Raw genomic sequence first — 21316 nt, 5'->3', positions numbered from 1 at the left:
CTCTTGGATCGTGTAAAGCATTACATTATGCAATGCAGCAATGACCTCCGCAGCCACGCATAGCCCGCCCGCAAAGGCGCCCTCGATCGCCTCGGTGCTGGCGACGACGACGACGATCCAGATCCTGTCGACGATGACGGCGCTGGCGCTGACCGGCATCGCCCCGCTCGTCGCGGACGAGTTCGGGCTGGCACCGCATTACGTGGGCTACCAGATCAGCGTGATCTACGCGGCGGGCACGTTCGCCTCTGCCATGGCGGGAACACTCATCCAGCATCGCGGGCCGGTGCAGGTGGAGCAGCTTGCCCTCGCCTGCTTCGGCACCGCGCTGCTCTTGCTGACGAGCGCGAGCCCGTGGCTGGCCCTGCTGGCCTCGATGGTGATCGGCGTGGGCTATGGGCTGCAGAACCCGGCCTCGGCGCAGATACTGGGCGCGGTGACGCCGCCGCACCGGCGCTCGCTGATCTTCTCGATCAAGCAGGCTGGCGTGCCGATCGGCGGCGTGGTGGCGGCGCTGCTGATCCCGGCGCTCGCAGGATGGCTGGGCTGGCGTACGACTTTCGTGCTCGGCGCGGTGCCCTGCTTCGCGATGATCGGGGTTCTGGCGCTCAAGGGCGGGCCGGAGCGACCAGCGGCGCCTGTCACGATCTCGGTCTGGCGCGGCTTCGTCTATGAGCAGCGCCTCGTCTGGGGCAAGGCACCGCTGCGGGTGCTGGCGATGCTGGGGATGCTCTATTCCTCGATCCAGCTCTCGCTGTCGGCCTTCGCGGTGATCATGCTGGTCGAGCATCACTGGTCGATGGTCGCGGCGGGCCTTGTCGCCGGGGGCGTGCAGGCCTGCGGAGCGCTGGGCCGCGTGTCGTGGGGCGGGCTGGGCGACCGCTTCGGCGGGTTCACGGTGCTGGCGGTGATCGGCGTGGTCTCGATGGCCTGCATGATCGCGCTGTGGCGGATCGACGCATTGCCTGCGGTGGTCGCGATCGGCGTGCTGTGCCTGTTCGGCTTCTGCATGAGCGGTTGGAACGGCGTCGTCATGGCCGAATGCACGCATCACTGCGCGCCCGAGGACGCAGGCCGGGTGATCGGCGGGTCGCTGGTCTATACTTTCATCGGCGTGATGATCGGCCCGGCGGCGATGGCGACGATCTACGGCTTTACCGGCGATTACGGGACGAGCTTCCTGCTGGTGAGCTGGGTTGCGGGTCTTGGCGCGCTGCTGGCGGGGCGGGCGGCGATGGCTTCCCGCGCCTGATGAAGCGCCTTGCTGCGGGGGCTTCGACAAGCTCAGCCTGAGCGGGCTTGAGAGGTTTACGCCCCCGCCTGCCCAACCCTTACGCTACATCCGCTCACCCTGAGCTTGTCGAAGGGTCGCAGCAGAACCTCACCGCGAAAAAAAGCCGGTCACGCGGGGTGCGTGACCGGCCGAGGGTATTGGACGACCCGATGGAGAGAGAGACCGGGCCGTCAGGGTAGCGTAGATCAGGCCGCGACGAGGCGATCCTGGCGGCAGGCCATCAGCGGCTGCACCTTCTCGCCGAAGTTCACGAGGCCCTGCTCGAAGTCGTCGAAGGTCAGCATGATGCCCTTGGTGCCGGGCACCGAAGCGGCTTCGTCGAGCAGCTTGGCGACGGTCTCGTAAGAACCGACGAAGGTGCCGATACCGAGGTTCACCGCGCCTTCGGGCAGGTTGATGTGACGCGCGGTCGAGCCCTCGCCTGCGGTCTTGTCGGCAGCGCCCTGATCGCTCATCCACGCCAGCGCATCGACGTCGGCGCCTTCGCGGTAGGACTGCCACTTGGCCATGGCCTTCTCGTCGGTCTCGTCGGCGATCACCATGCACAGGATGTAGGCGCCCACGTCACGGCCGGTCTTCGCGGCCGCTTCGACCAGCGCCTCGACGGTCGGCGCATGCTTGGTCGGCTTGTTGAGGCCGCCCGCCGTGACGAAGTTGTAGTCGCCGTAGTTGGAGACGAACTCCATCCCGCGCGCCGACTGGCCCGCGCCGACGATCTCGATCTTGCCGGTGCTGGGCCTGGGCTGCATGTGGCAGTCTTCCATCTGGAAGTGCTCACCCTTGAAGTCCGACTTGCCGTCGGCCCACAGGTCCTTCATCACCTGCACGTATTCGCTGGCGTAGTCGTAGCGGTGGCCGAAGTAGGCGTCGCCCGGCCACATGCCCATCTGCTCGTATTCACCCTTGGCCCAGCCGGTGACGACGTTGACGCCGAAGCGGCCCGGCGCGACGCTGTCGATCGTCACGGCCATGCGCGCGACCATCGCGGGCGGCAGGGTCAGAATAGCCGTCGAGGCGAACAGCTTGATCTTGCTGGTGACGGCCGCAAGCGCGCTCATCAGCGTGAAACTTTCCAGGTTGTAATCCCAGAACTCGGTCTTGCCGCCGAAGCCACGTAGCTTGATCATCGACAGCGCGAAGTCGAAGCCATAGCCTTCGGCCGTCTGGACCAGCTTCTTGTTCATTTCGAAGCTGGGTTTGTACTGCGGAGCGTTCTCGGAAATCAGCCAACCGTTGTTGCCGATGGGAATGAACAGACCAATATCCATTGCAGTGCTCCTGGGAGAGGGAAGTTTAAGGGAGAGGAGGCGGAGACGGTACGCGCGCGAGCCAGGAAGTCGCCTGTTCATAGGCAAACCCTCCACGCAGCAAGCATTGTTCGGAATTCGGAGCGCCGACGAGTTGCAGCGCCAGCGGCAGCCCGCGCGCATCGAAGCCCATCGGCGTGACGAGCGCCGGGAAGCCAAGCATCGAGATCGTGCGGGTCAGCGCGGATAGCTCCGCGACCATCGCCTGCATCGCATCGCCGCCGGTCGCGCCGACCTCTTCGGCCATGGGCACCGGGAAGCGCGCGGCGGGGGTGAGCAGCAGGTCGACCTTGGCGAACGGGCCGCGCAGCATGTCGGACTGCGCGGATTTACGGCGGCCGAGCGCGGCGAGATAGACATCCGGCGAGACCGCCGCGCCCGCCAGCAGGCGGTTGCGCACCTGATCGCCGAAGTCTTCCGCCCGCTCCGCCAGATGGCGCGCGTGGAAGGCGGCGGCTTCGGGAGCCCATATCTCGGCGGCGATCGCGGGATAGCCGGAGTGGTCGGGAATGGCGACATCGACGACTTTCGCGCCGAGGTCCGCGAAGACCTGCCGCGCGGCCGCGAAGGCAGCGGCGACTTCGGGGTGAAGGTCATCGGTGAAGTAGCTGGTCGGCACGCCGATCGTCAGACCCGAGCAGTCGGCGATGAGGCCAGCCTCGTATTCGCCGTCCACCAGAACGTCCATCAGGCGGGCGAGCGAGCGGCTGGAAGTGGAGAGCGGCCCCGCGGTGTCGAGCGTCTTAGACAGCGGCATCATCGCGGTGTCGGGCAGCAGGCCGTTGGTCGGCTTGAGCCCCGCAACGCCGCAGAACGCGGCCGGAAGCCGGACAGAACCGCCGGTATCCGATCCCAGCGCGCCGGTGACGATGCGCGCACCGACCGCCGCGCCCGAGCCTGACGACGAACCTCCCGAGATCGCCTCGCCGTTCCACGGGTTGCGGCAGCGGCCGAGATGCGCGTTGTGCCCTGTCGGCCCCATCGCGAATTCGGCCATGTGGAGGCGGCCGATGGTGATAGCGCCCGCCGCAGCCAACCGGGCCATCAGCGGTGATGTCTCGGCGGGGACGTGGCCGCGCCAGATCTTCGAGCCCGCCTCGGTGGGAATACCGGCACGGAAGAACATGTCCTTGTGCGCCAGCGGCACGCCGTGGAGCGGCCCGCGCAGCGATCCGCGCCTGCGCTGTTCATCGCAGGCCCGTGCCTGGTCGAGCGCGGCCTCGGCCTCGATCGCGACGAAGGCATTGAGCCCCCGCCAGTCCTCGGCGCGCTCCAGTGCGTCGGTGACCGCATCGACGGCGCTCAGGACTCCGCTGGCGATCGCTTCGGCAAGTTCGACGAGATCGTGAGGCATGGCTGTCCTGTCCGCGAGGATCGCGTGTTTCGAGGCGGATGGGAAAAAGGGGCCTCCCACCCTTCGCGCTTGCGCTCGCGCAGGGTGGGAGGGAGCGCGGGACAGTCCGGAGGAGAGAAGGACCATCCCGCAGTTCCGTTTAGAACGAGTAGCTCAGACGCGCGCCGTAAGTGCGCGGCGGAGCAAACTGCAGCAGGTATCCGCCCGCGTAGCCGGCCTCGGCATTGGCGGTGAGGATCGTCTTGTTCTCGATGTTGCGCACATATGCGGTGATCGAGAACGGGCCGTTGTCCGGCGTATAGGTGATCTGCGCGTCGCTCTTCCAGTACGCGCCCATCTGCTCGGCAGCGGTGTTGTAGAAGGTGAAGTAGGTCTTGGTCTGGTAACGCGTCTGGACGCGCGGGGTCAGCGTGCCGCCCAGCAGGTGGAAGTCGTGCTGGATGCCCGCCGAAAGCGTCCACTCGGGTGCCTGCACCAGACGGTTGCCCGACAAGTCGGACGCGGCCGGGCAGGTGTCCGCGGTCACTTCGCAGAAGTCGGTGTACTTGGCGTCGAGCCATGCGACGTTGGCGTCGATCTTGGTGTCGGGCGTGACCAGCCACATCGTCTCCAACTCCGCACCCTTCACGCGCGCCTTGCCGGCGTTGAGGGTGTAGACCAGCGCGGTTTCCGGATCTTCCTGCTGGGTCTGCAGATCCGAATAGTCGTACAGAAACGCGCTCAGGTTGACCTGAAGGGCATTGTTGAAGAAGCGGTTCTTGGTGCCGACTTCGTAGGCGATGATCGTCTCGGGGCCGAACGAGTTGTTGGTCGTGTAACCGCCCGCCTTGTAGCCCTTGTCGACCTTGGCGTATATCAGGTTGTCCGGCGTCGCCTGGTAGTTCAGGCCGAAGTGCCAGGTGATCTGGTCGCCCGAATAGTGGTTGTCCAGCGTCGAATACGTACCGGCAATGTCGTTGTAACCGACCTGGGACTTGTTGTCCTTGGTGTAGCGGATACCCGCTTCGGCCTTCAGTTGGTCGGTCAGGTCGTAGGCGACCTGCGCGAAGACCGCCTTGGACTTGCTGCCGACGTCGTAGTCGAAGGTGTAGAAGTTGAACGGCGTCGTACCCGCATCGCCATGCACCTGGAAGAAGGTGTCGAGCGCGTCGGTTTCCTTGAAGAAGTAGCCGCCGACCTGCCAGGTGAAGCCGGTCTTGTTGTTCGAGCTGAGGCGCAGTTCGTAGTTCTGGTCCTTGACGCCCTCGTTCTGCTGGAAACCGTAAGTGTACGTCGTGCCGCCGTCCTGGTCGTTGTCACGGTTCAGGGTGGACTTCTGGTAGCCGCCGAAGAAGCTGAGCGTCGCGAAGTCCATGTCGTAGGAGATCGCGGTGCGCACGGCCTTGGTGCGGATATGCGTATAGCCCTGGTTGTTCAGCTCGAACTTCTTCGAGGAACCGATGTCCAGCGAGCCGTCGTCGTTGACGTCGGCATAGGGGATGCCCTTGGACACCGCACCGACGCCGTCCACGCGGGTCATCTCGCCGGTCACGAGGATCGAGAGACGGCTGGTCGGGGTCCACAGCGCGTGGACGCGGCCGCCGGTCACGTTGCCGTCGTCGCCGTCCTTCAGGCCCGGATTGTCACGGTAGCCTTCGTGAGTCTTGCGCGTGCCGGCGAAGCGGAAGCTCAGGGTGTCGCTGACCGGGACGGTCGCGCCGACGTCGAAGTTGAGGGTGCCGTAGTTACCGATCTCGGCAGCGGCATCGAGCTTCCAGTCGTCGGTCGGCTTGATCGTAGCGATGTTGACTGCGCCCGCCGTGGCGTTGCGGCCGTAAAGCGTGCCCTGCGGGCCGCGCAGGACTTCGATGCGCTCGACGTCGAACATCGCCGCGTTGAGCGCGAAGCCGCGCTGCAGGTAGAAATTGTCGACCGAGACGGCGACTGCCGGATCACCCGTTTCCGAGTAGTCGCGGCTCGACACGCCGCGGATGGTGATCATGGTGTTGGCGTTGTTCTGGGCGATGTTGACGGTCGGCGCGATGTTGGAGATCGCGTTGACGTCGGCGACGCCCGCCTTGGAGAGTTCCTCGCCGGTTGCGACGGTCATCGCGATCGGGGTGCTCTGCGCGCTGGTCTCACGCTTGGTCGCGGTGACGACGATGTCGCCAAGCCCTTCCGAGGCGGTATCGGCTGCGGCCGCAGAATCCGGGCCGGCGTCCTGGGCGAATGCAGGCTGGACGAAAGCCGCTGCGATGGAAAGCGCGCTGGCAGTGAACGTTAGACGCTTGAGCAAGACTGGAACTCCCTGTGACCCGTTCTGGAATGATTGACGTTTTCATTACAATGACCGATTCGCTGATGAATGCAAGCCGGTCATTTTGCGGTCAGAACGGAAGTTTCATCAAATAATTGTTTTATAACGAGTTTTTATGATTTATCGGAAGGATAACGTTTTCATTTTTGATGCCGAACACTTGCATCATGGAAGGTTATCGGCCGGAAAAGCCTTGAGAAGACGTTGGTTCGGCCATCATCACCATCTTGCGATCCAACAGCCGCATCCTGCGCTATCGTAACCCGAAACGTACCCGGTGACCAAAGGTATGAGACTTGGTCTGAGACACCTCGAACCCGTACCAAACCGGCACATTCCGGCTATTCTTGAGCTTTAGCCGGAAAAATTGGAGCATCGGTGGGGTGGCCGGTTCACAGCCTGCGGGCGAGCGCTAGCTTCCAACACAATAATGTAAACGTTACCATTGTCATACATGCCTGCACATGGTTGATTGCCTCCGTGGACTCCATAAATGCCGAGGTCATGCAATTCGAAGGACCAGGCCATGAACATCCCCACCCGCCCCATTCGCGTCGGCCTGCTGGGTTACGGTTTTGCCGGTAAGACCTTCCATGCTCCGCTCATCGGCGCGTGCGAGGGACTATCGCTCCACGCCGTAGCGTCGCGGGATGCAGGCAAGGTCCACGCGGACTATCCCGGGGTGAGTATCCATCGCACGCCCGAAGCGTTGATCCAGGACGATGCGATCGACGTCGTCGTCATCGCAACGCCCAACGACACGCATGCTCCCCTTGCTCGCATGGCGCTGGAAGCCGGGCGCCACGTCGTGGTCGACAAACCGTTTGCCCTTGATCTCGCGGAGGCGCGCGGGCTGGTGGCTTTGGCGCGGGCTTCCGGCCGCCACCTTCAGGTTTTCCACAACCGGCGCTGGGACAGTGACTTTCTCACCGTGCACCATGCCATTGAAAGCGGCCTGCTCGGCCGTGTCACGCATTTCGAATCGCGCATCGATCGCTTTCGTCCGCAGGTCCGCGATCGCTGGCGCGAGCATGCAGTGCCAGGAGCCGGCATCTGGTTCGACCTCGGCCCGCACATGGTCGATCAGGCGCTGGTCCTGTTTGGGCTACCCGACCGTATCACTGCCAGCCTCGCCATCCATCGCGACGGTGCGCAAGTGGACGACTGGGCGCACGCGATCCTGGATTATGGCGAGCGGCGCGTCGTAATCCACGCAGCCATGCTAGTTGCGGGTGGATCGGCGCGCTTCATCGTTCATGGCACGGGCGGCAGCGCGGTCAAGCTCCGTGCGGATGGACAGGAGGCGCAGCTCCTCGCCGGAATGCGACCCGGGACGCCTGGCTGGGGTGAGGATACCGACGCCCTCGCTTTCTATGGCGGCTCCGGCGAGCCCCGCTCCATCCCCGCCATGCCCGGCGACCAGCGCGGGTTCTACACCGCCGTCGCTGCCGCACTGGCGGGCGATGCACCGCCGCCGGTGCGCCCGATCGAAGCACTCGCGGTGATGGCCGTGCTGGAAGCCGGTGCCGCCTCCGCACGGGAGGGGCGCTCGATGCCGCTACCGCTCACGCCAGAAGAACGCGCCGCCTGGTAAGCATCATCCTGCGGCAAGCTGGGCCGAGACGGAACCGGTACGCTCCAGCTTGCCCCAGCCCACGACCCACCCGGCCACCGCAGAGGCGATCGCGCGGATGACGACCCAGTACATGATCTGGCGGTATACCAGTCGCTGCGCCACCAGCAGGTGCGCCGGGTAGCGCGCCCGTCCGCCGTCGAGGCGATAGGCGATCCATCCGCAAAGCACGTCGATCGCGGTGAAGGCGATCCAGTAGGCGCCCATCATGCCGACGTCCCCGCTGGTCTGCGCCCAGCCATGGGCCGAGACCCGCAGCGCGGTGCCGATGATCGAGACCACCAGCGCCAGGTCGATCAGCGGCGAGATCGCGGCGAAGGCGATCTGGAACAGCCACGCCTGCGGCAGTCCGACAAGGCCGAGCCCGGCAGGCTTGCGAGTGCGGATCACCGCGCGGTGCTTCCACAGGCACTGCAGGGTGCCGAAAGCCCAGCGGAAGCGCTGCTTGGCCAGCGCGGTGAAGCTCTCGGGCGCCTCGGTCCAGGCGACGGCGCGCGGGTCGTAAGTGACGCGCCAGCCCGCCCGCTGGATGGCGATGGTGAGGTCCTGGTCCTCGGCGAGCGTGTCCTCCGGATAGCCGCCGACCGAGTCCAGCGCCGCGCGCCGCCATGCGCCGACCGCGCCCGGCACCACGGTCATCGCGTCGAACCCGGCCAGTGCACGGCGTTCGAGGTTCTGCGCGGTGATATACTCGACCGCCTGCCAGCGGGTGACGAGGTTCACCCGGTTGCCGACCCGCGCATCGCCCGCGACGGCGCCGAGCTGCGGGTCCGCGAACCAGCGGGCGAGGCGGCGGATCGTCTCGGGCTCGAACTGAGTGTCGGCGTCGAGGGCGATGACGATCTCGCCGGTCGCCTGCAGCAGTGCGCGGTTGAGGGCGCTGGCCTTGCCGCCGTTCTGCAGCGTCAAAAGCGTCACGCGCGGGTCGTCGCCGAAGACCGACCGCACGATCTCGCTCGTGCCGTCCTTCGATCCGTCGTCGGCGACGATGACCTGCAGCGCGGGGTAGTCGGAGGCGAGCACCCGCGCCACCGATGCGGCGATGACTCGCTCCTCGTTGTAGGCGGGGATGATAACCGAGACGGCAGGCTCGAAATGCGGCGGTTCGGCGCGCTTGCGGCGGCTCTGATACCAGGCGAGCGCGGCCATGATCACCGCGCGCGCGATGCCGAGCGATATCGCGAGGTAGAACACCCAGGCCAGCACCGCCGCGACCGTCATCAGTGCCACGAAGGCGGCAACGTCCACGCGCACGGCGGCAAGATCGGTGGTCGAGATGGCGGGCATCGCCCGCGCCTGCGGAATGCCGACGAGCTGCGATGCGGTGACGAAGGTATATCCCTCGGACTTCAGCGCGCTGATGATACGGGGCAGCGCGGCGACGGTCTGGGCGCGGTCGCCGCCGCCGTCATGCAGCAGGACGACGTTGGTGGCGTTCTGGGGCGTCGCGGAGTGCACTTGCTGGAGCACCTGGTCGACGATCTCGTCCTCGCCCGGGCGCTGCCAGTCGTTGGGATCGACGTGGAGGCCGACGACCGTATAGCCGGCCTCCTGCGCGGCCAGCGCGGGACCGAGTTCGTCAGGCGTCGTCGGCTCGGCGTCTCCGAAGTAGGGCGCGCGGAACAGCGTCATGCTGCGGCCGGTATAGGCTTCGACCAGTCGCTGCGTGGCGTTCAGCTCCAGCCGGGTCTGGCGCGGCCCGGCGTTGGCGAGGTTCGGGTGGGTATACGTGTGATTGCCCAGTTCGTCGCCGTCGGCAACGATGCGCTTGAGCAGGCCGGGGCTGCCCAGCGCGTTCTCGCCGATCACGAAGAACGTCGCGGGCACGTGCGCCGCCTCCAGTTCGCGCAGGATGCGGGGCGTCCACGTGGGGTCAGGGCCGTCGTCGAAGGTCAGTGCAATGCGCTTGGGGTCCGTGCCGCCAGAGCGCTGGACGACGTAGGGCGTCGGCAGCGCGGCGTAGGTTTCCTCGCGGATCATACCGTTGTGGTCGGCGCGTACGGCGCGCTGGCCGTCGCGCGGGGTGGCGGTGATACGCAGGATTTCACCTGAGCCCTCGATGTCGGCGCTGCTGAGCGCGCGCGGGGTCGAGAGGTCCGGAGTGCCACCCTTGCGGAAGGCGTCGAGGTCGTTCCAGAAGCCGGAATCCTCGGTGCCGAGCCGCCACAGCGCCATGTCGCCGATGCCGAGGCGCTTCAGCGCCGACAACTCGTTCCAGCTGGTAGCCGCGTCGAGCATCCAGATCGTGTGGTGGGTCTGTTCGTCGTCGTAGGCGAAGCCTGCATTGCCGCTGGCGGGATCGAAGGAAATCTTCGCGGCGCTGTCATGCGCGGCCAGCCAGGCGTCCTCGATGGCGAGCGCGTCGGTCTGGTCGCCGTGCCAGTCGTAGGCGTAGCTGCCCAGAGCGACGACGAGGTGGTCGGGGCCGATGCGCCTCAGAGCCCCCTGCACTTCGTGGACGAACCAGTCCTGCGCGGCGATCGGGCCGGGCGTGCCGCCCTCCCAGTGCTGGTCGTAGGCCATGAAGATGACCTTGTCGGTAGCCTTGGCGAGAGCCTCGAGCGGCCAGCCACCCTCGTCGTCGGCGGGAGTGGTGACGGCCAGCGAGGTGCCCTTGGGCAACGCTGCATGCAGGCTGCGCAGGAAGGCGAGGTAATCGGGCATGGCGCGCGTAGGCAGTGCCTCAAGATCCATCACCAGCCCGGCGTAGCGTCCTTGCGCGACTGCTCCGGCGAGGCGCTTGGCAAGTGCGAGGCGCTGGGCGGGGTCATGCAGCAGCGCGGCGGTTCCGGCACCATCCCAGCCGTCGGAGGCGACGTTCTGGACCATCGGCAGCACCTTGAAGTGGTGCGATTGGCCCGCGACCAGCCGGTCAAAGCGGGCGTCGGGCTCGACCGTCACCTGATGCTGCGGCCCGGCGATGTTGATCAGCGCGGGCACCACCCAGTCGAGGTCGTTGCCGTGATGGACCAGCGAAAGGAAGCTGGCGTCGTTGCCCGGCAGGTAGAAACCTATGCTGAGCGGCTTCTGCCCCGGCCCCTTGCGACCGCGCGGCAGCCAGGACTTCAGCGCATGCTTCAGCGGCGATCCGTGCAGGGTCGAGGGCTTGAGACGCGGCGTCGGCAGTTCCAGTTCCTGCTGGGCGGGCACCGCGACGAGCGTGGTCGCGAAAGCCGCCGCGCCCAGCAGCACGATGACCAGCAACGCGGCGAGGACACCGCGCGCCCAGCGGCTGCGGCGGCCGGTGGGGTCGTAGAAGATGGGCTTGCTCATGACGTCAGGTGTCCGGGGGTAAGGAATGTGAGCGGGCGATAGGCCCCGCGCAGTGTTCGGGACCTGATCGGCGCCTTAAATTTTCGTCATGTTCGACCGTCATTGCTTCGCTACGCTCGCAATGACGGTCGAGGGCTACCCCATCATCCCGGAGCGGAACCAGCGGCGCATGGCGGGAAGCCGCCTGAGGTCGCAGCCGCAGACCTTGCAGCGGCAGTTCTGCACCCCCGAGGAATCGACCGTGAACTTGCGCGAGGCGACGTGACGCTCGGCATGGCAATCGCTCAAAGTCCCGCTCATGGCTGCAACCCCGCTTCGGGCGCGACTTCATCGAGCGCACGAAAAGTCGTGGCGATCAGGCGCGGCGCATCGTGGCCGAGATAATGGTCGCCGCTCAGACCGATGACCCGCGCGCGGCCTGCGAGAGAGGGGCACAGGCTGCCCTTCTCTTCCAGCCCGTAGACGCAGACCACCGGCGCCCAGTCGACCCCGCGCATCGCCAGTAACGGGTGGGCGTCCGGCTTGCCGAGGTAGGCAAGGCCCACCGGATCGGCACGGAAGTAGACGTCGTGCGCAGGTACCGTGAGGTCGATGGCAAGGATCCGGGCACGCAGATTCGGCGGCAAGTCCGGCGCCGTGGTGGCAAGGATGTCCGCGCCGTAGGACTGGCCCATCAGCACCACCCGGCTTGCTCCCGTACGCGCCAGGGCGAGGCGCACCGCGCCTGCGACGACTGCGTCCGCCTCGGCCCGGGTGCGGCGCGTGGCGAAGACAACCGGGGACGCGACTCCGATCACCGGGACGCCCTTGGCGGCAACGGCGGCGGCGACTTTCTCGCCCATGCCGAAGTGGAAGCCCATGTCTCCGGACAGGAAGACCGCCGCCACGCGCGGATGTGGCTCGGCGGCCGGGAACATCACGATGGGCTCGGTGCCGAGCAGGCCAAGCATCGGAGCGGCCAGCGCAGTGAGACCCAACGCAGCCAGTGCAAACAGCCCAATGGCAAGGCGAGTGCGAACGCGGCTCATGCGATCAGCATCCTTGCCTCGGAGGTGATGGCGGGCACTGGTGCGATCGGGCGGACAAGTTCCCCCCCTCCCCCGCCGCCGATCAGGCGCGATACGTCGTGCAGCCCCTGGATCAGCCCGATGCCGTGCGGCCCGGCTACGTAGCGCGGTTCCCAGCGGGGGGCGAACTTCTCTTTGTAGCCGCGCAGGCCGCGAAAGCCGTAGAAGCGCTCGCCATGGCGGAACACCAGCGCCGCCGCCTTGGCCCATGCGGGCGCGAGCGGGCCACCCTCGATCCCCGACAGCGGCACCATGCCCAGCGTGAAGCGCTTGTATCCGCGCGCCTTTGACCAGAGCAGCAGGTTGGTGAACAGGAAATCCATCGTCCCGCGCGGCGCGTCCTCGCGCTGGCGCATGAGGTCGACCGAGGCTTCGGTGTGGTCCTGCGTGCACCACAGGTTGGCGAAGGCGACGATGCGGTCCTCCACCATGACCAGCGCCATGTCGAAGTTGCTCAGGTATTCGCGGTCGAAGGCGCCGAGACTGAAGCCCTTCTCGCGCTGGCCCTTGGCCGTCATCCATTCGTCGGAGATCGCCTCCAGTTCGTCGAGGATCACCGGCACCGCCGCTGCCGGAACCACCCGCAGCCGCGCGCCCGCGCGAGCGGCGGTGCGCTCCGACTTGCGTACCGAGCGCAGCTGGGGAGTTTCCAGTTCGAACGTGGTGAGATCGACCACCGCCTCCTCCCCATACTTCACGATCTGCAGGCCCATGCCGATGGCAAGGTCGAGCGTGGCGGGCGAAATCTCGTAGAGCACCAGCCGTCCCTGTCGCCGGTGCGACATGTCGCGCAGGGTCCAGAGGAGTTCACCCCACGATCCCTCGTTGCCGACCGGATCACCCATGACGACCCAGCTGCTGCCCTTGACCTGGTACATGACGAAGGCATCCCCCGCCTGGGAGACGAGGAACCGCTTGTCTCCGGTCAGCGCCAGCATCGCCTCGGTGCGCGGACTGGTGGCGAGGATCGCGCGGATCGCCGGGGCATCCTCCATCACCTGCGCGTCGCCGCGCGCGCTGCCGGGCGCGCAAAGCCTCCAGACCGCGAACCCCGCCAGCAACACCGACGAGGCCAGCGCCGCGCGCAAGTAACGCGGGGCATCGGCACGCAGAGCGAACTTCCACCACAGGTCGTCGTTGTAGGGTACATGGCGATAGGCGAAGAGGCCCGCCCAAAGCGCCAGTCCCGCCGCCATCACCACCGCCGCTATCCAGCCCGCGGTGAGCGGCGTCTCGGTCAGCGCGGTGCGGCGGTAGAAGGCCCGGCGCGTCATTTGCAGCAGCGCGGCCAGCGCAAGGCAGGCCAGCGCCTCCTCATAGTCGATGCCCTTGGCCAGCGAGAACACCGCGCCCGCCACCAGCAGCAGCCGCGCGGCAAGGCAGGCGCCGTCGAGCCGGCGGTAGAGTCCCGGCGCCAGCAGCAGCAGCGCGGTGCCGACGAGGCTGGCGGCGATATGGCTCGCCTCAATGACGGGCAGCGGCATGACGTCGGCCAGCAGTCCCATGCGTGCGTGGACGGCAGGCAGCGAGCCCGACAGCAACAGCATGCCGCCGCCAAGGAACGTCGCGCTTGCCAGCAGCAGCGGCGAAAGGCCGGTGGCGACGCTCTGCACCCCGCCGACAAGGCGCGCCACGCGGCGGCTGCGGGCACCCTCGCGCCAGGCCAGCAGCAACGCCGCCAGTGCCAGCGGGAGGAGATAATAGACGAGCCGATAGACGATCAGCCCCGCGAAAAGGTGCGCCCGGTCCCCCGGCGCCACGGCGAGGACCACCGCCTCGAACACGCCGAGGCCGCCCGGCACATGCGTCACCAGCGCCACGACGATGCCCAATGCATAGGCCAGGACGAAGACCGGCAGCTGCGCCGGGTCGGCGCCCGGCAGCAGTACGAAAAGCGCCGCGCCCGCGCAGGCGATGTCGGCGACACTGACGCCGACTTGCGCCGCGATCTCACGCGCGGAAGGCAGCGGCAGGCGGATTCCCGGCAACCTCAACTGCTTCGCCCGCGCAGCCGCGAAGCCCAGCGCGCCCAGCAGAGCCAGCATCGCCGCGCCGAGCGCATGCGCGGCCTGCGGCGTCAGTATCACCGCTCCGAAGTCAAGGCCGCCATCATGGACCAGCATCGCCGCGCCCGCGACGGCCAGCACGCCCGCCCAGAAGTTGCCGGCCGCCAGCATCACCACCTTGGCGACCTCCGGCCCGTCGAGCCCGGCACCAACGTAGATGCGATAGCGCGCCGACCCGCCCGTCAGCAGCGAAAGCCCGAGGTTGTGGCTGAGCGTATAGCTGGTGAACGACGCCAGCGCTGCGGTGCTCCACGGCAGCGGGTGCCCGATCGTCTTGAGCGCTAGGAAATCGTAGAATGTCAGCGCGAAATAGCTGGCAGCGGTCAGCATGAGACTCAGCGCGATCTGACCGGCGTCAAGCGCATGGACGGCCGCGCGCACCTGCGAGTAGCGGATTTCGTGCGTCAGCGTATTCAGCGCGACGAAGCCGAGGGCGATCACCGCCAGCACCGCGCCCGCCTCCACCAGCTTTCGATAGCGCGAGAGGAAAGCAAGCGGCGCGGTCATGCCGGCACCTGCGCGATGCGGGTCCATACCTGCGAGCGGCAGAAAAAGCCGCCAAGGATGCACCCGCTGATCTTCAGCCGGTCGGCCGAGAGAGGCTCGATCCGGGAATCGAAGCGGCGCCCCATGTCGGGAACGAAGACGGTGCCGCGCCAGATGCGGCCCTCGGGGCGGTAGTCCTGCAGCAGTTCGGTGCCGATCAGCGACGCGATCCCGCTGTCCTGCGCGTCGGCCTTCGCCTGGCCGCTGGCCCAGACCACGCGTCCGCACAGGCCTGGCCCGCAGGAACCGGTACGCACGGCGACGCTACCGGACGGGTTGAGCCAGACGCCCTCGACGGGCGTAGCCGCGCGCGCACCGAGCGGCACGGCGAGGAGCGAGAGAAAAAGGGCGGTTCTCAGCAACATGGTGCCGTTTGTGCGCTCGGCCGGATTGCCGGACGCTCGCCACAACATGAACAATCGGCAATCTGGGCGCTGCGCCACCCTCCCATCCCGCTCAGCCTGAGCTTGTCGAAGGCCCCGAGACGTGGCGCTGCGCCTCCCATGCTTCGGCAAGCTCAGCATGAGCGAAGTGGGTGAAATCAGGAAAAGCCTAGCCCCCGAGCGAATACGTGATCACGAAACACGCCACCGTCAGCAGCGACATCGCCAGGATGAACGCCGCATCCGCCACCCGCTCCAGTCCGTGCAGCCGTGTCGAGGACTGCACCCTCAGCGCGAAGTAAGAGGCCAGCGTCGCCAGCAGGAACAGCAGCGCATCGACCGAGAGCAGATCGTCGGCGATCGTCTCATGTCCTCGCACCGACACCGCCACGCGCAGCAGCCCGATGCCGGTCATGCAGACCCCCACCATGCCCGAGGCGATCGGGCAGATCAGGCGGCAGGTCCGCTCGTCGAGGATGGCAGTGTCGGTATCCATGTGGTCTCAACTCTTGTCGTGGCGCGCCCAAGGTGCATACGATGCGCGGAGCCTCCCCCGGCTGGAGGGAACATGAGCGAAAGTTAATCCGCTCCCCATCGCGCCGAAGGACCACACGGCTCACAACGGAAGGACCGCAAGTGTGAGGAAGGCGCGTTGAGCCAGAAGATCCTGCTCGTCGAGGACGATGCCGACACCGCCGACTTCATCGCCAAGGGCCTCGACGAGGCGGGCTTCACGGTAGACCGCGCCGCCAACGGGCGCGACGGCCTGTTTCTGGGCACGGACGGCGGATATGCGTGCATCGTGCTCGACCGGATGCTGCCGGGGCTGGACGGGATGGCGGTGCTGGCGGCCCTGCGCGGGGCGGGGCTGGATACGCCGGTGATCATCCTCTCCGCGCTCGGATCGCCCGAGGACCGCATCAAGGGCCTCACCAACGGTTGCGACGACTATCTGGTGAAGCCTTTCGCCTTCGCCGAACTGCTCGCCCGCATCCGGCTGCTGATCCGACGCGGCGCACCTGCCGCCGTGGCGGAAACGGTGCTGCGCTGCGACGATCTGGAAATGGACCTCCTTGCCCGCCGCGTGCGCCGGGGCGAGCGAGTCATCGAACTGCAGCCGCGCGAATTCCGACTGCTCGAATTCCTGCTGCGCCATGCCGATCAGGTGGTGACCCGCACGATGCTGCTCGAAGGCGTGTGGGATTACCACTTCGACCCCGGCACCAATGTCGTCGACGTCCACCTCAGCCGCCTGCGCAAGAAGATCGACGAGGGCGAGGCGCGCCGCCTGCTCCATACCGTGCGCGGCGCGGGCTATCGCATCGGCGCCGAACCGTGAAAATCTGGCACTCGACGACGTTCCGTTTCGCCGCGCTCGTCTTCCTGTTCCAGATCGTCGCGGCTGCGGTACTGCTGCTCGGCCCGGCGCTGCTGCTGCGATCGCAGAGCCATGCGGACGCCGTGGCCGTCGCCGTGACCCTGCGCGACGACCTGCTCGACGCCTATAACGAGGGCGGCGAACCGGCGATCTCCCGCGCCATCGACGCCAAAGTTTCGCGCCGGATCGAGCGGGCGAGTGTGCTCTTCCTCGCCAACCCGGACGGCACTCGCTTGACCGGCAATCTCGATAGCTTGCCGCCCGACCTCACACCCGGCACGCCTTATGCGCTGGAGAAGCTGCCGCGCTCCGGCCATACCGCGCCGGAGGCGATGCTGATCCAGTCGGTCCGCCTGCGGGACGGTTCGATCCTGGTCACCGGAACGGTGGTGGAGACGGAACGGCAGGTGCTGGCCCTGCTCGAACGCACCTCGATGATCGCGCTGGCGCTCTCCGTGGTTTTCGCGGCCTTCGCCGCCTACGTCTCGACGCGACTGATCCTCAACCGTCTGCGCGCGAGCGTCGCCACCTTGCGCGACGTGCGCGAAGGTCGCCTCTCCCGCCGTGTACCGGCAGACGACACCGGCGACGCCTTCGCACTGCTAGGCAGCGAGGTGAACCAGGCGCTCGACCGCATGGCCGCGCTCAATGACGAGCTGAAGCTGGCCACCGACGCCCTCGCCCACGACCTGAAATCGCCCCTGACGCGGATGCGCGCCGCGCTCGACCGGGCGGCGCAGCACGTCGAGGACCCCCTCGCCCAGCCCTTCGTCGATCAGGCCCTGACCGAAAGCGAACGCCTGATGGCGATCGTCGAGACCGCCCTGTCGATCACCCGCGCCGAAGCGGGCATGGGCCGCGAGAGCCTGGCCGACGCCGACTTGTCCGAACTGCTGGAGACGGTGGCGGAAATCTATGCGCCCATGGTCGAGGATCAGGGCCGCGCGATCGTGGTCGTCGCCCCGGCCGCGCTGCACATGCGGGTCCATCGCCAGTTGCTCGATCAGGCGCTGGGCAATCTCCTCGACAATACACTCAAGTACGGGGCTGGCACAATCACCCTGTCTCTGGTGCCAGAGGCGGACGGCGCGGCGGTCGTCGTGGCCGACGAAGGCCCCGGCATTGCGCCCGAGCGCCGCGAGCAGGCGCTGCGCCGGTTCACCCGGCTGGACGAAGCGCGCGGCGGCTGGGGCGCGGGCCTAGGCCTCTCGCTGGTGCAGGCGGTGGCGCACCTCCACGGCGGCACGGTGGACTTGCGCGACGCCGCGCCGGGGCTGGCGGTGCGGATCAGGCTGGTAGAGCCGCCCCCGCGCGCCTGAAGCACCATTATCCGCCATTCCATCGCCGTCATCCCCGCAAAAGCGGGGACCCATCTCCCGACATCGCAGGGTGCACCGGCATCAGATGGGTTCCCGCCTTCGCGGGAATGACGGGATCGGGTGCGGGGCCGTAGCATTCCTATGCCCGGTTCCGGTTGCGGCACCGCGCCAAGGCTGCAATAGCTACCGGCGGGTGCTCGCCGATCCCGGCAAGCAGGTTTCGCAGTGCCGGTCGGGCCGCCGGTGCACTTGCCCCCAAGCCCGGAGCCCCGCATGGTCCTCTCCCACCTCAAGACCCCCAGTGCCCTTCGCCAGTTTCTCGACGGCCAGTCATCCGCCGGCCTGTTCCTGATGGCGATGGCCGCGATCGCCCTGGTCCTCGCCAATTCGCCGCTGGCGCACGGGTATGAGGCGATGCTGCACGCCCATCTCGGCCCACTATCGCTGGCGCACTGGATCAACGACGGGCTGATGGCGATATTCTTTCTACTGGTCGGGCTGGAGATCAAGCGCGAGATGCTCGACGGCCAGCTCTCGTCGTGGTCGCGCCGGGTGCTGCCCGGCATCGCCGCGCTGGGCGGCATGGCGGCGCCCGCACTGCTGTTCTACGCCTTCAACACCGGCGACACGGCGAAGGGCTGGGCCATTGCCGCCGCCACCGACATCGCCTTCGCGCTGGGCGTGATCTCGCTGCTCGGCAAGCGGGTGCCCGCCTCGCTTCGGGTGTTCCTGGCCGCGCTGGCGATCATCGACGACCTTGGCGCGGTGATCATCATCGCGCTGTTCTACACCGCATCGATCTCGGTGACCGACCTTGCGGGGGCAGCGCTCGTGCTCGGCGTCCTGATCGCCCTGAACCGGATGAAGGTGCGCCATCTCCTGCCCTACCTGCTGCTGGGGGCCGTGCTGTGGGTGCTAACCTACCGTTCCGGCATCCATGCGACGCTGGCGGGTGTCGCGCTTGCCCTGACGATCCCGATGGACGTGACGCCGAGCCATCCGGACGGAGACGCGACCAGCCCGCTGCACCGGCTGGAGCATGCGCTTCATGTCCCTGCCGGCTTCCTCATCGTGCCGCTCTTCGCCCTCGCCAATGCGGGCGTGCCGGTGCTGGGCCTGCCTGCCGAAACACTGGTCGCGCCGGTGACGCTGGGTGTGACGGTCGGGCTGTTGATCGGCAAGCCCGTGGGCGTGTTCGGCCTCTCGATGATCGCCATGCGGCTCGGTCTCGCAGACGCGCCCGCCCATGCCAGCCGGCTGCAGATGCTGGGCGTCGCCATGTTGTGCGGGATCGGCTTCACCATGAGCCTGTTCATCGCGCTTCTGGCCTTCCCCGACGCGCCCGCGCTGCAGTCCGAGGCGAAGCTCGGCATCCTTGCGGGATCCCTACTGTCCGGTCTGCTGGGCTATGGCTTGTTGAGATTTGCGGACAGGGAATCCCCGGCCCGGTAATGGGCCTCAGGCGGCAGCCGACTGGTTGCGCCCGCTCCGCTTCGCGCGATATAACGCTATGTCGGCGGCCGCAACGATCCGCTCCGGATCGCTGTCGACCGACAATGGAGCGATGCCGACGCTCACGGTCGCGGCGATGACGCTTCCCGACGATGTTTCCACCCCCCCCCGCGCCAAGGCGCAGGCGAATGCGCTCGCACACCTGTTGCGCCCGCTCAACTGAAAGCCCGGCCAGCAACACCGCGAATTCCTCGCCGCCAAGCCGCGCGACGAGATCCCCCTCACGCACCGCGGCCCGGACGATGGCCACGAAACGAACCAGCACCGCGTCGCCGGCGGCATGGCCGTATTCGTCGTTGATCCGCTTGAAATGGTCGAGGTCGAAGACAGCGAGGCAGCCCGCTTCCGCCCCGATGGGTGGAGATGCGACCAGCGCGGCGAGCGCATCGTCGAATGCACGGCGATTGCAGGCGCCCGTCAGCGGATCGGTCATCGCCTTTTGCTTGAGAGCCTCGACGATATGGCGTCGCTCTGTGACCTCGCGGATGATACTGACGGTGCCCGAGACATTCCCGTCGGCATCGACCATCGCACGCACATGGCTCTCAACCCATATGATCGCGCCGCTCTTCTGGATGACGCGATACTCGACGATGGCACTTTCCTCCGGCGCGGCCAGCACCACCCGGCGCGTATCGAGCACCATTGGTAGATCGTCCGGCACGATGAGGTTGAACAGCGGCCGTCCCCCAAGTTCGATAGCCGGGTAGCCGGTGACACGCTCCACCGAAGGTGATGCGTAGCGCACCGTGCCGTCGATCCCGGCGCGCAGTACCACGTCGCTCATGCGGTCGAGGACAAGGCGGTGCAACGCTTCGGCGGCATGCAGGCGCTCGACGATCCGCCGCCGCGCGTAGAGTTCCGCTGCAAGCGGCAGGAGCAGCAGGACGATGGACGCAAAATAGATCTGCAGTACCTGCAGCTTGAGCGCCATTCCGCCAGCAAGCAGCGCCGTCGGCCCCAGCCCTGCCAGCGAACAGCCAAGGCCCACCAGGATCACGATCACGATGGAGGATACCGCGCCGAACCGGCCGAGCCTGAACGTCGCGGCGATCATCGGCAGGAACGGGACGACGACAAGGGGAATCCTGCTTTGTCCGAATGTCACCAACGAGGCGAGCAGGACCAGGCCAAGCAGTCCGAACGTCCGCTTGCGCACGCGCGTTCCCGCCGTGCGCGTCCAGTGCGCGACATCGCCACGCAAGAACAGCAGCAGCGGCGGCGCGAAGACGACGAAGCCCAGCGCATGCCCGGCATACCAGTCCCGCCAGGCCGACCAGAAGCCGATGTCACGCACCGCACTGGTCATGACCGCTGCGAGAAGCGCCGTAACGGCGGGCACCATGATCCCGCAGACGACGATGAACGCCGTCACTTCCGCTACCGACTGGAAGCGACCGAACCGGGGAAACACCCTCCGCATAAGCCACGCGGCGCCGACCGCCTCGATGATGCAGAGCAGCGGCAGGCCAACCCCGGTCAGTCCCTTGAACCCGAACAGTTGGGAGGCACAGATGGCCAGCGGCGTGCAGACGAACGCCAGTGGCGCCCAGCGCCTGTGCGGCGTGACCTGGAGCCGGGCGAACAGCACCGACCCCGCCAGCCAGACCACCGCGATGCCGCCGTCGAAACGGGTCAGCACGAGCGCTAGCGACGCACACGCGAAGTATGCGAGCGCGGTGCCAAGCACCTCACCCGGATACCACCTGTTGCGACGATACGACTCGTGACCCATCACCTTCGCCTAATGAAACATGGTTTATTCGCGGTAAATACGTAGGCATCACAGGCGTCAGCGCTCGCACGTGTAGCACGGTGTACCGCCTTTCGCCGAAGAGCGGTGAAAACCGCAGATGGCGCGGGAGCTTTGACGACAGGCAAGGCAGAC

At 67.0% G+C, this 21316-nt stretch carries 15 protein-coding genes and 1 pseudogene; 5 read left to right on the top strand and 11 right to left on the bottom strand.

The annotated features are described in order from the left end of the window. The first annotated feature begins 40 nt into the window (after positions 1 to 40). A complete protein-coding gene (locus PKE80_RS12845) occupies positions 41 to 1252 on the top strand; it encodes an MFS transporter (RefSeq protein ID WP_271182792.1) in 1212 nt (403 codons plus the stop codon). Between the two features lie 227 nt (positions 1253 to 1479). Here PKE80_RS12845 and rutA read toward each other — a convergent pair whose 3' ends face one another. The 3 genes from rutA to PKE80_RS12830 all read right to left on the bottom strand — a co-directional run bounded on the left by rutA (position 1480) and on the right by PKE80_RS12830 (position 6230). Continuing rightward, entirely contained in the window at positions 1480 to 2562 is a 1083-nt protein-coding gene (rutA, locus tag PKE80_RS12840; protein WP_271182791.1) for a pyrimidine utilization protein A, read from the bottom strand. 25 nt (positions 2563 to 2587) lie between these two features. Then, positions 2588 to 3955, bottom strand: a complete 1368-nt coding sequence (locus tag PKE80_RS12835) for an amidase (RefSeq protein ID WP_271182790.1) — start codon at positions 3953 to 3955, stop codon at positions 2588 to 2590. A gap of 139 nt (positions 3956 to 4094) precedes the next feature. Then, a complete protein-coding gene (locus PKE80_RS12830) occupies positions 4095 to 6230 on the bottom strand; it encodes a TonB-dependent receptor (RefSeq protein WP_271182789.1) in 2136 nt (711 codons plus the stop codon). A gap of 547 nt (positions 6231 to 6777) precedes the next feature. Here PKE80_RS12830 and PKE80_RS12825 point away from each other — a divergent pair. Next, a complete protein-coding gene (locus PKE80_RS12825) occupies positions 6778 to 7845 on the top strand; it encodes an oxidoreductase (RefSeq protein ID WP_271182788.1) in 1068 nt (355 codons plus the stop codon). A 3-nt stretch (positions 7846 to 7848) separates the two neighbouring features. Here the strand turns inward: PKE80_RS12825 and PKE80_RS12820 are convergent, their stop codons facing one another. The 6 genes from PKE80_RS12820 to PKE80_RS12795 all read right to left on the bottom strand — a co-directional run bounded on the left by PKE80_RS12820 (position 7849) and on the right by PKE80_RS12795 (position 15715). Next, on the bottom strand, positions 7849 to 11157 hold the full coding sequence (locus PKE80_RS12820; RefSeq protein WP_271182787.1) for a trifunctional glycoside hydrolase family 18/polysaccharide deacetylase/glycosyltransferase family 2 protein: 3309 nt from the start codon (positions 11155 to 11157) through the stop codon (positions 7849 to 7851). Between the two features lie 135 nt (positions 11158 to 11292). Next, positions 11293 to 11457 carry a hypothetical protein gene (locus PKE80_RS12815; protein ID WP_155986210.1) on the bottom strand — a complete coding sequence of 55 codons (165 nt, stop codon included), beginning with the start codon at positions 11455 to 11457 and terminating at the stop codon, positions 11293 to 11295. After that, positions 11454 to 12185 (bottom strand): AcvB/VirJ family lysyl-phosphatidylglycerol hydrolase, encoded by a 732-nt coding sequence (locus PKE80_RS12810; protein WP_271182786.1) that lies wholly within the window; start codon positions 12183 to 12185, stop codon positions 11454 to 11456. Before PKE80_RS12810 ends, PKE80_RS12815 begins: the two co-directional genes overlap by 4 nt. After that, positions 12182 to 14797: a bifunctional lysylphosphatidylglycerol flippase/synthetase MprF gene (mprF, locus tag PKE80_RS12805; protein ID WP_271182785.1), complete on the bottom strand. Its 2616-nt coding sequence runs from the start codon at positions 14795 to 14797 to the stop codon at positions 12182 to 12184. The genes PKE80_RS12810 and mprF overlap by 4 nt, the downstream gene beginning before the upstream one ends. After that, entirely contained in the window at positions 14794 to 15249 is a 456-nt protein-coding gene (locus tag PKE80_RS12800) for a DUF2147 domain-containing protein (protein ID WP_008833322.1), read from the bottom strand. Before PKE80_RS12800 ends, mprF begins: the two co-directional genes overlap by 4 nt. A 139-nt stretch (positions 15250 to 15388) precedes the next feature. Beyond that, complete coding sequence (locus tag PKE80_RS12795; protein WP_008833323.1) at positions 15389 to 15715, bottom strand: hypothetical protein; 327 nt, start codon at positions 15713 to 15715, stop codon at positions 15389 to 15391. Positions 15716 to 15871: 156 nt separating this feature from the next. On the opposite strand from PKE80_RS12795, the gene PKE80_RS12790 reads away from it, so the two are divergent. The 3 genes from PKE80_RS12790 (at position 15872) to nhaA (ending at position 19368) form a co-directional block, all read left to right on the top strand. After that, positions 15872 to 16558 carry a winged helix-turn-helix domain-containing protein gene (locus PKE80_RS12790; RefSeq protein WP_271182784.1) on the top strand — a complete coding sequence of 229 codons (687 nt, stop codon included), beginning with the start codon at positions 15872 to 15874 and terminating at the stop codon, positions 16556 to 16558. Beyond that, entirely contained in the window at positions 16555 to 17916 is a 1362-nt protein-coding gene (locus tag PKE80_RS12785; protein ID WP_271182783.1) for a sensor histidine kinase, read from the top strand. The genes PKE80_RS12790 and PKE80_RS12785 overlap by 4 nt, the downstream gene beginning before the upstream one ends. Positions 17917 to 18189: 273 nt before the next feature. Next, the gene (gene nhaA, locus PKE80_RS12780; protein WP_271182782.1) at positions 18190 to 19368 is read left to right on the top strand and encodes a Na+/H+ antiporter NhaA; all 1179 of its coding nucleotides are present in this window, start codon (positions 18190 to 18192) and stop codon (positions 19366 to 19368) included. A gap of 6 nt (positions 19369 to 19374) precedes the next feature. Here the strand turns inward: nhaA and PKE80_RS12775 are convergent, their stop codons facing one another. Then, the gene (locus PKE80_RS12775) at positions 19375 to 19710 is read right to left on the bottom strand and encodes a GGDEF domain-containing protein (RefSeq protein ID WP_271183147.1); all 336 of its coding nucleotides are present in this window, start codon (positions 19708 to 19710) and stop codon (positions 19375 to 19377) included. Next, positions 19607 to 21163, bottom strand: a pseudogene (locus PKE80_RS12770) (MASE1 domain-containing protein); the annotation flags it as partial. The pseudogene PKE80_RS12770 and the gene PKE80_RS12775, both read right to left, overlap by 104 nt. Positions 21164 to 21316 lie beyond the last annotated feature (153 nt).

Origin of the sequence: Novosphingobium resinovorum, assembly GCF_027922145.1 — a bacterium.
Lineage (GTDB): Bacteria > Pseudomonadota > Alphaproteobacteria > Sphingomonadales > Sphingomonadaceae > Novosphingobium > Novosphingobium resinovorum.
Note: the sequence above shows the minus strand (reverse complement) of the source record. Positions and strands in the feature narration are given on the sequence as shown.

What these genes read in the sequence shown, in the direction of transcription:
- PKE80_RS12845 (WP_271182792.1), top strand. Translation starts at nt 41, where the DNA reads ATGACCTCCGCAGCCACGCATAGCCCGCCCGCAAAGGCGCCCTCGATC.
- rutA (WP_271182791.1), bottom strand. Translation starts at nt 2,562, where the DNA reads ATGGATATTGGTCTGTTCATTCCCATCGGCAACAACGGTTGGCTGATT.
- PKE80_RS12835 (WP_271182790.1), bottom strand. Translation starts at nt 3,955, where the DNA reads ATGCCTCACGATCTCGTCGAACTTGCCGAAGCGATCGCCAGCGGAGTC.
- PKE80_RS12825 (WP_271182788.1), top strand. Translation starts at nt 6,778, where the DNA reads ATGAACATCCCCACCCGCCCCATTCGCGTCGGCCTGCTGGGTTACGGT.
- PKE80_RS12820 (WP_271182787.1), bottom strand. Translation starts at nt 11,157, where the DNA reads ATGAGCAAGCCCATCTTCTACGACCCCACCGGCCGCCGCAGCCGCTGG.
- PKE80_RS12815 (WP_155986210.1), bottom strand. Translation starts at nt 11,457, where the DNA reads ATGAGCGGGACTTTGAGCGATTGCCATGCCGAGCGTCACGTCGCCTCG.
- PKE80_RS12810 (WP_271182786.1), bottom strand. Translation starts at nt 12,185, where the DNA reads ATGAGCCGCGTTCGCACTCGCCTTGCCATTGGGCTGTTTGCACTGGCT.
- mprF (WP_271182785.1), bottom strand. Translation starts at nt 14,797, where the DNA reads ATGACCGCGCCGCTTGCTTTCCTCTCGCGCTATCGAAAGCTGGTGGAG.
- PKE80_RS12800 (WP_008833322.1), bottom strand. Translation starts at nt 15,249, where the DNA reads ATGTTGTGGCGAGCGTCCGGCAATCCGGCCGAGCGCACAAACGGCACC.
- PKE80_RS12795 (WP_008833323.1), bottom strand. Translation starts at nt 15,715, where the DNA reads ATGGATACCGACACTGCCATCCTCGACGAGCGGACCTGCCGCCTGATC.
- nhaA (WP_271182782.1), top strand. Translation starts at nt 18,190, where the DNA reads ATGGTCCTCTCCCACCTCAAGACCCCCAGTGCCCTTCGCCAGTTTCTC.
- PKE80_RS12775 (WP_271183147.1), bottom strand. Translation starts at nt 19,710, where the DNA reads ATGCCGCCGGCGACGCGGTGCTGGTTCGTTTCGTGGCCATCGTCCGGG.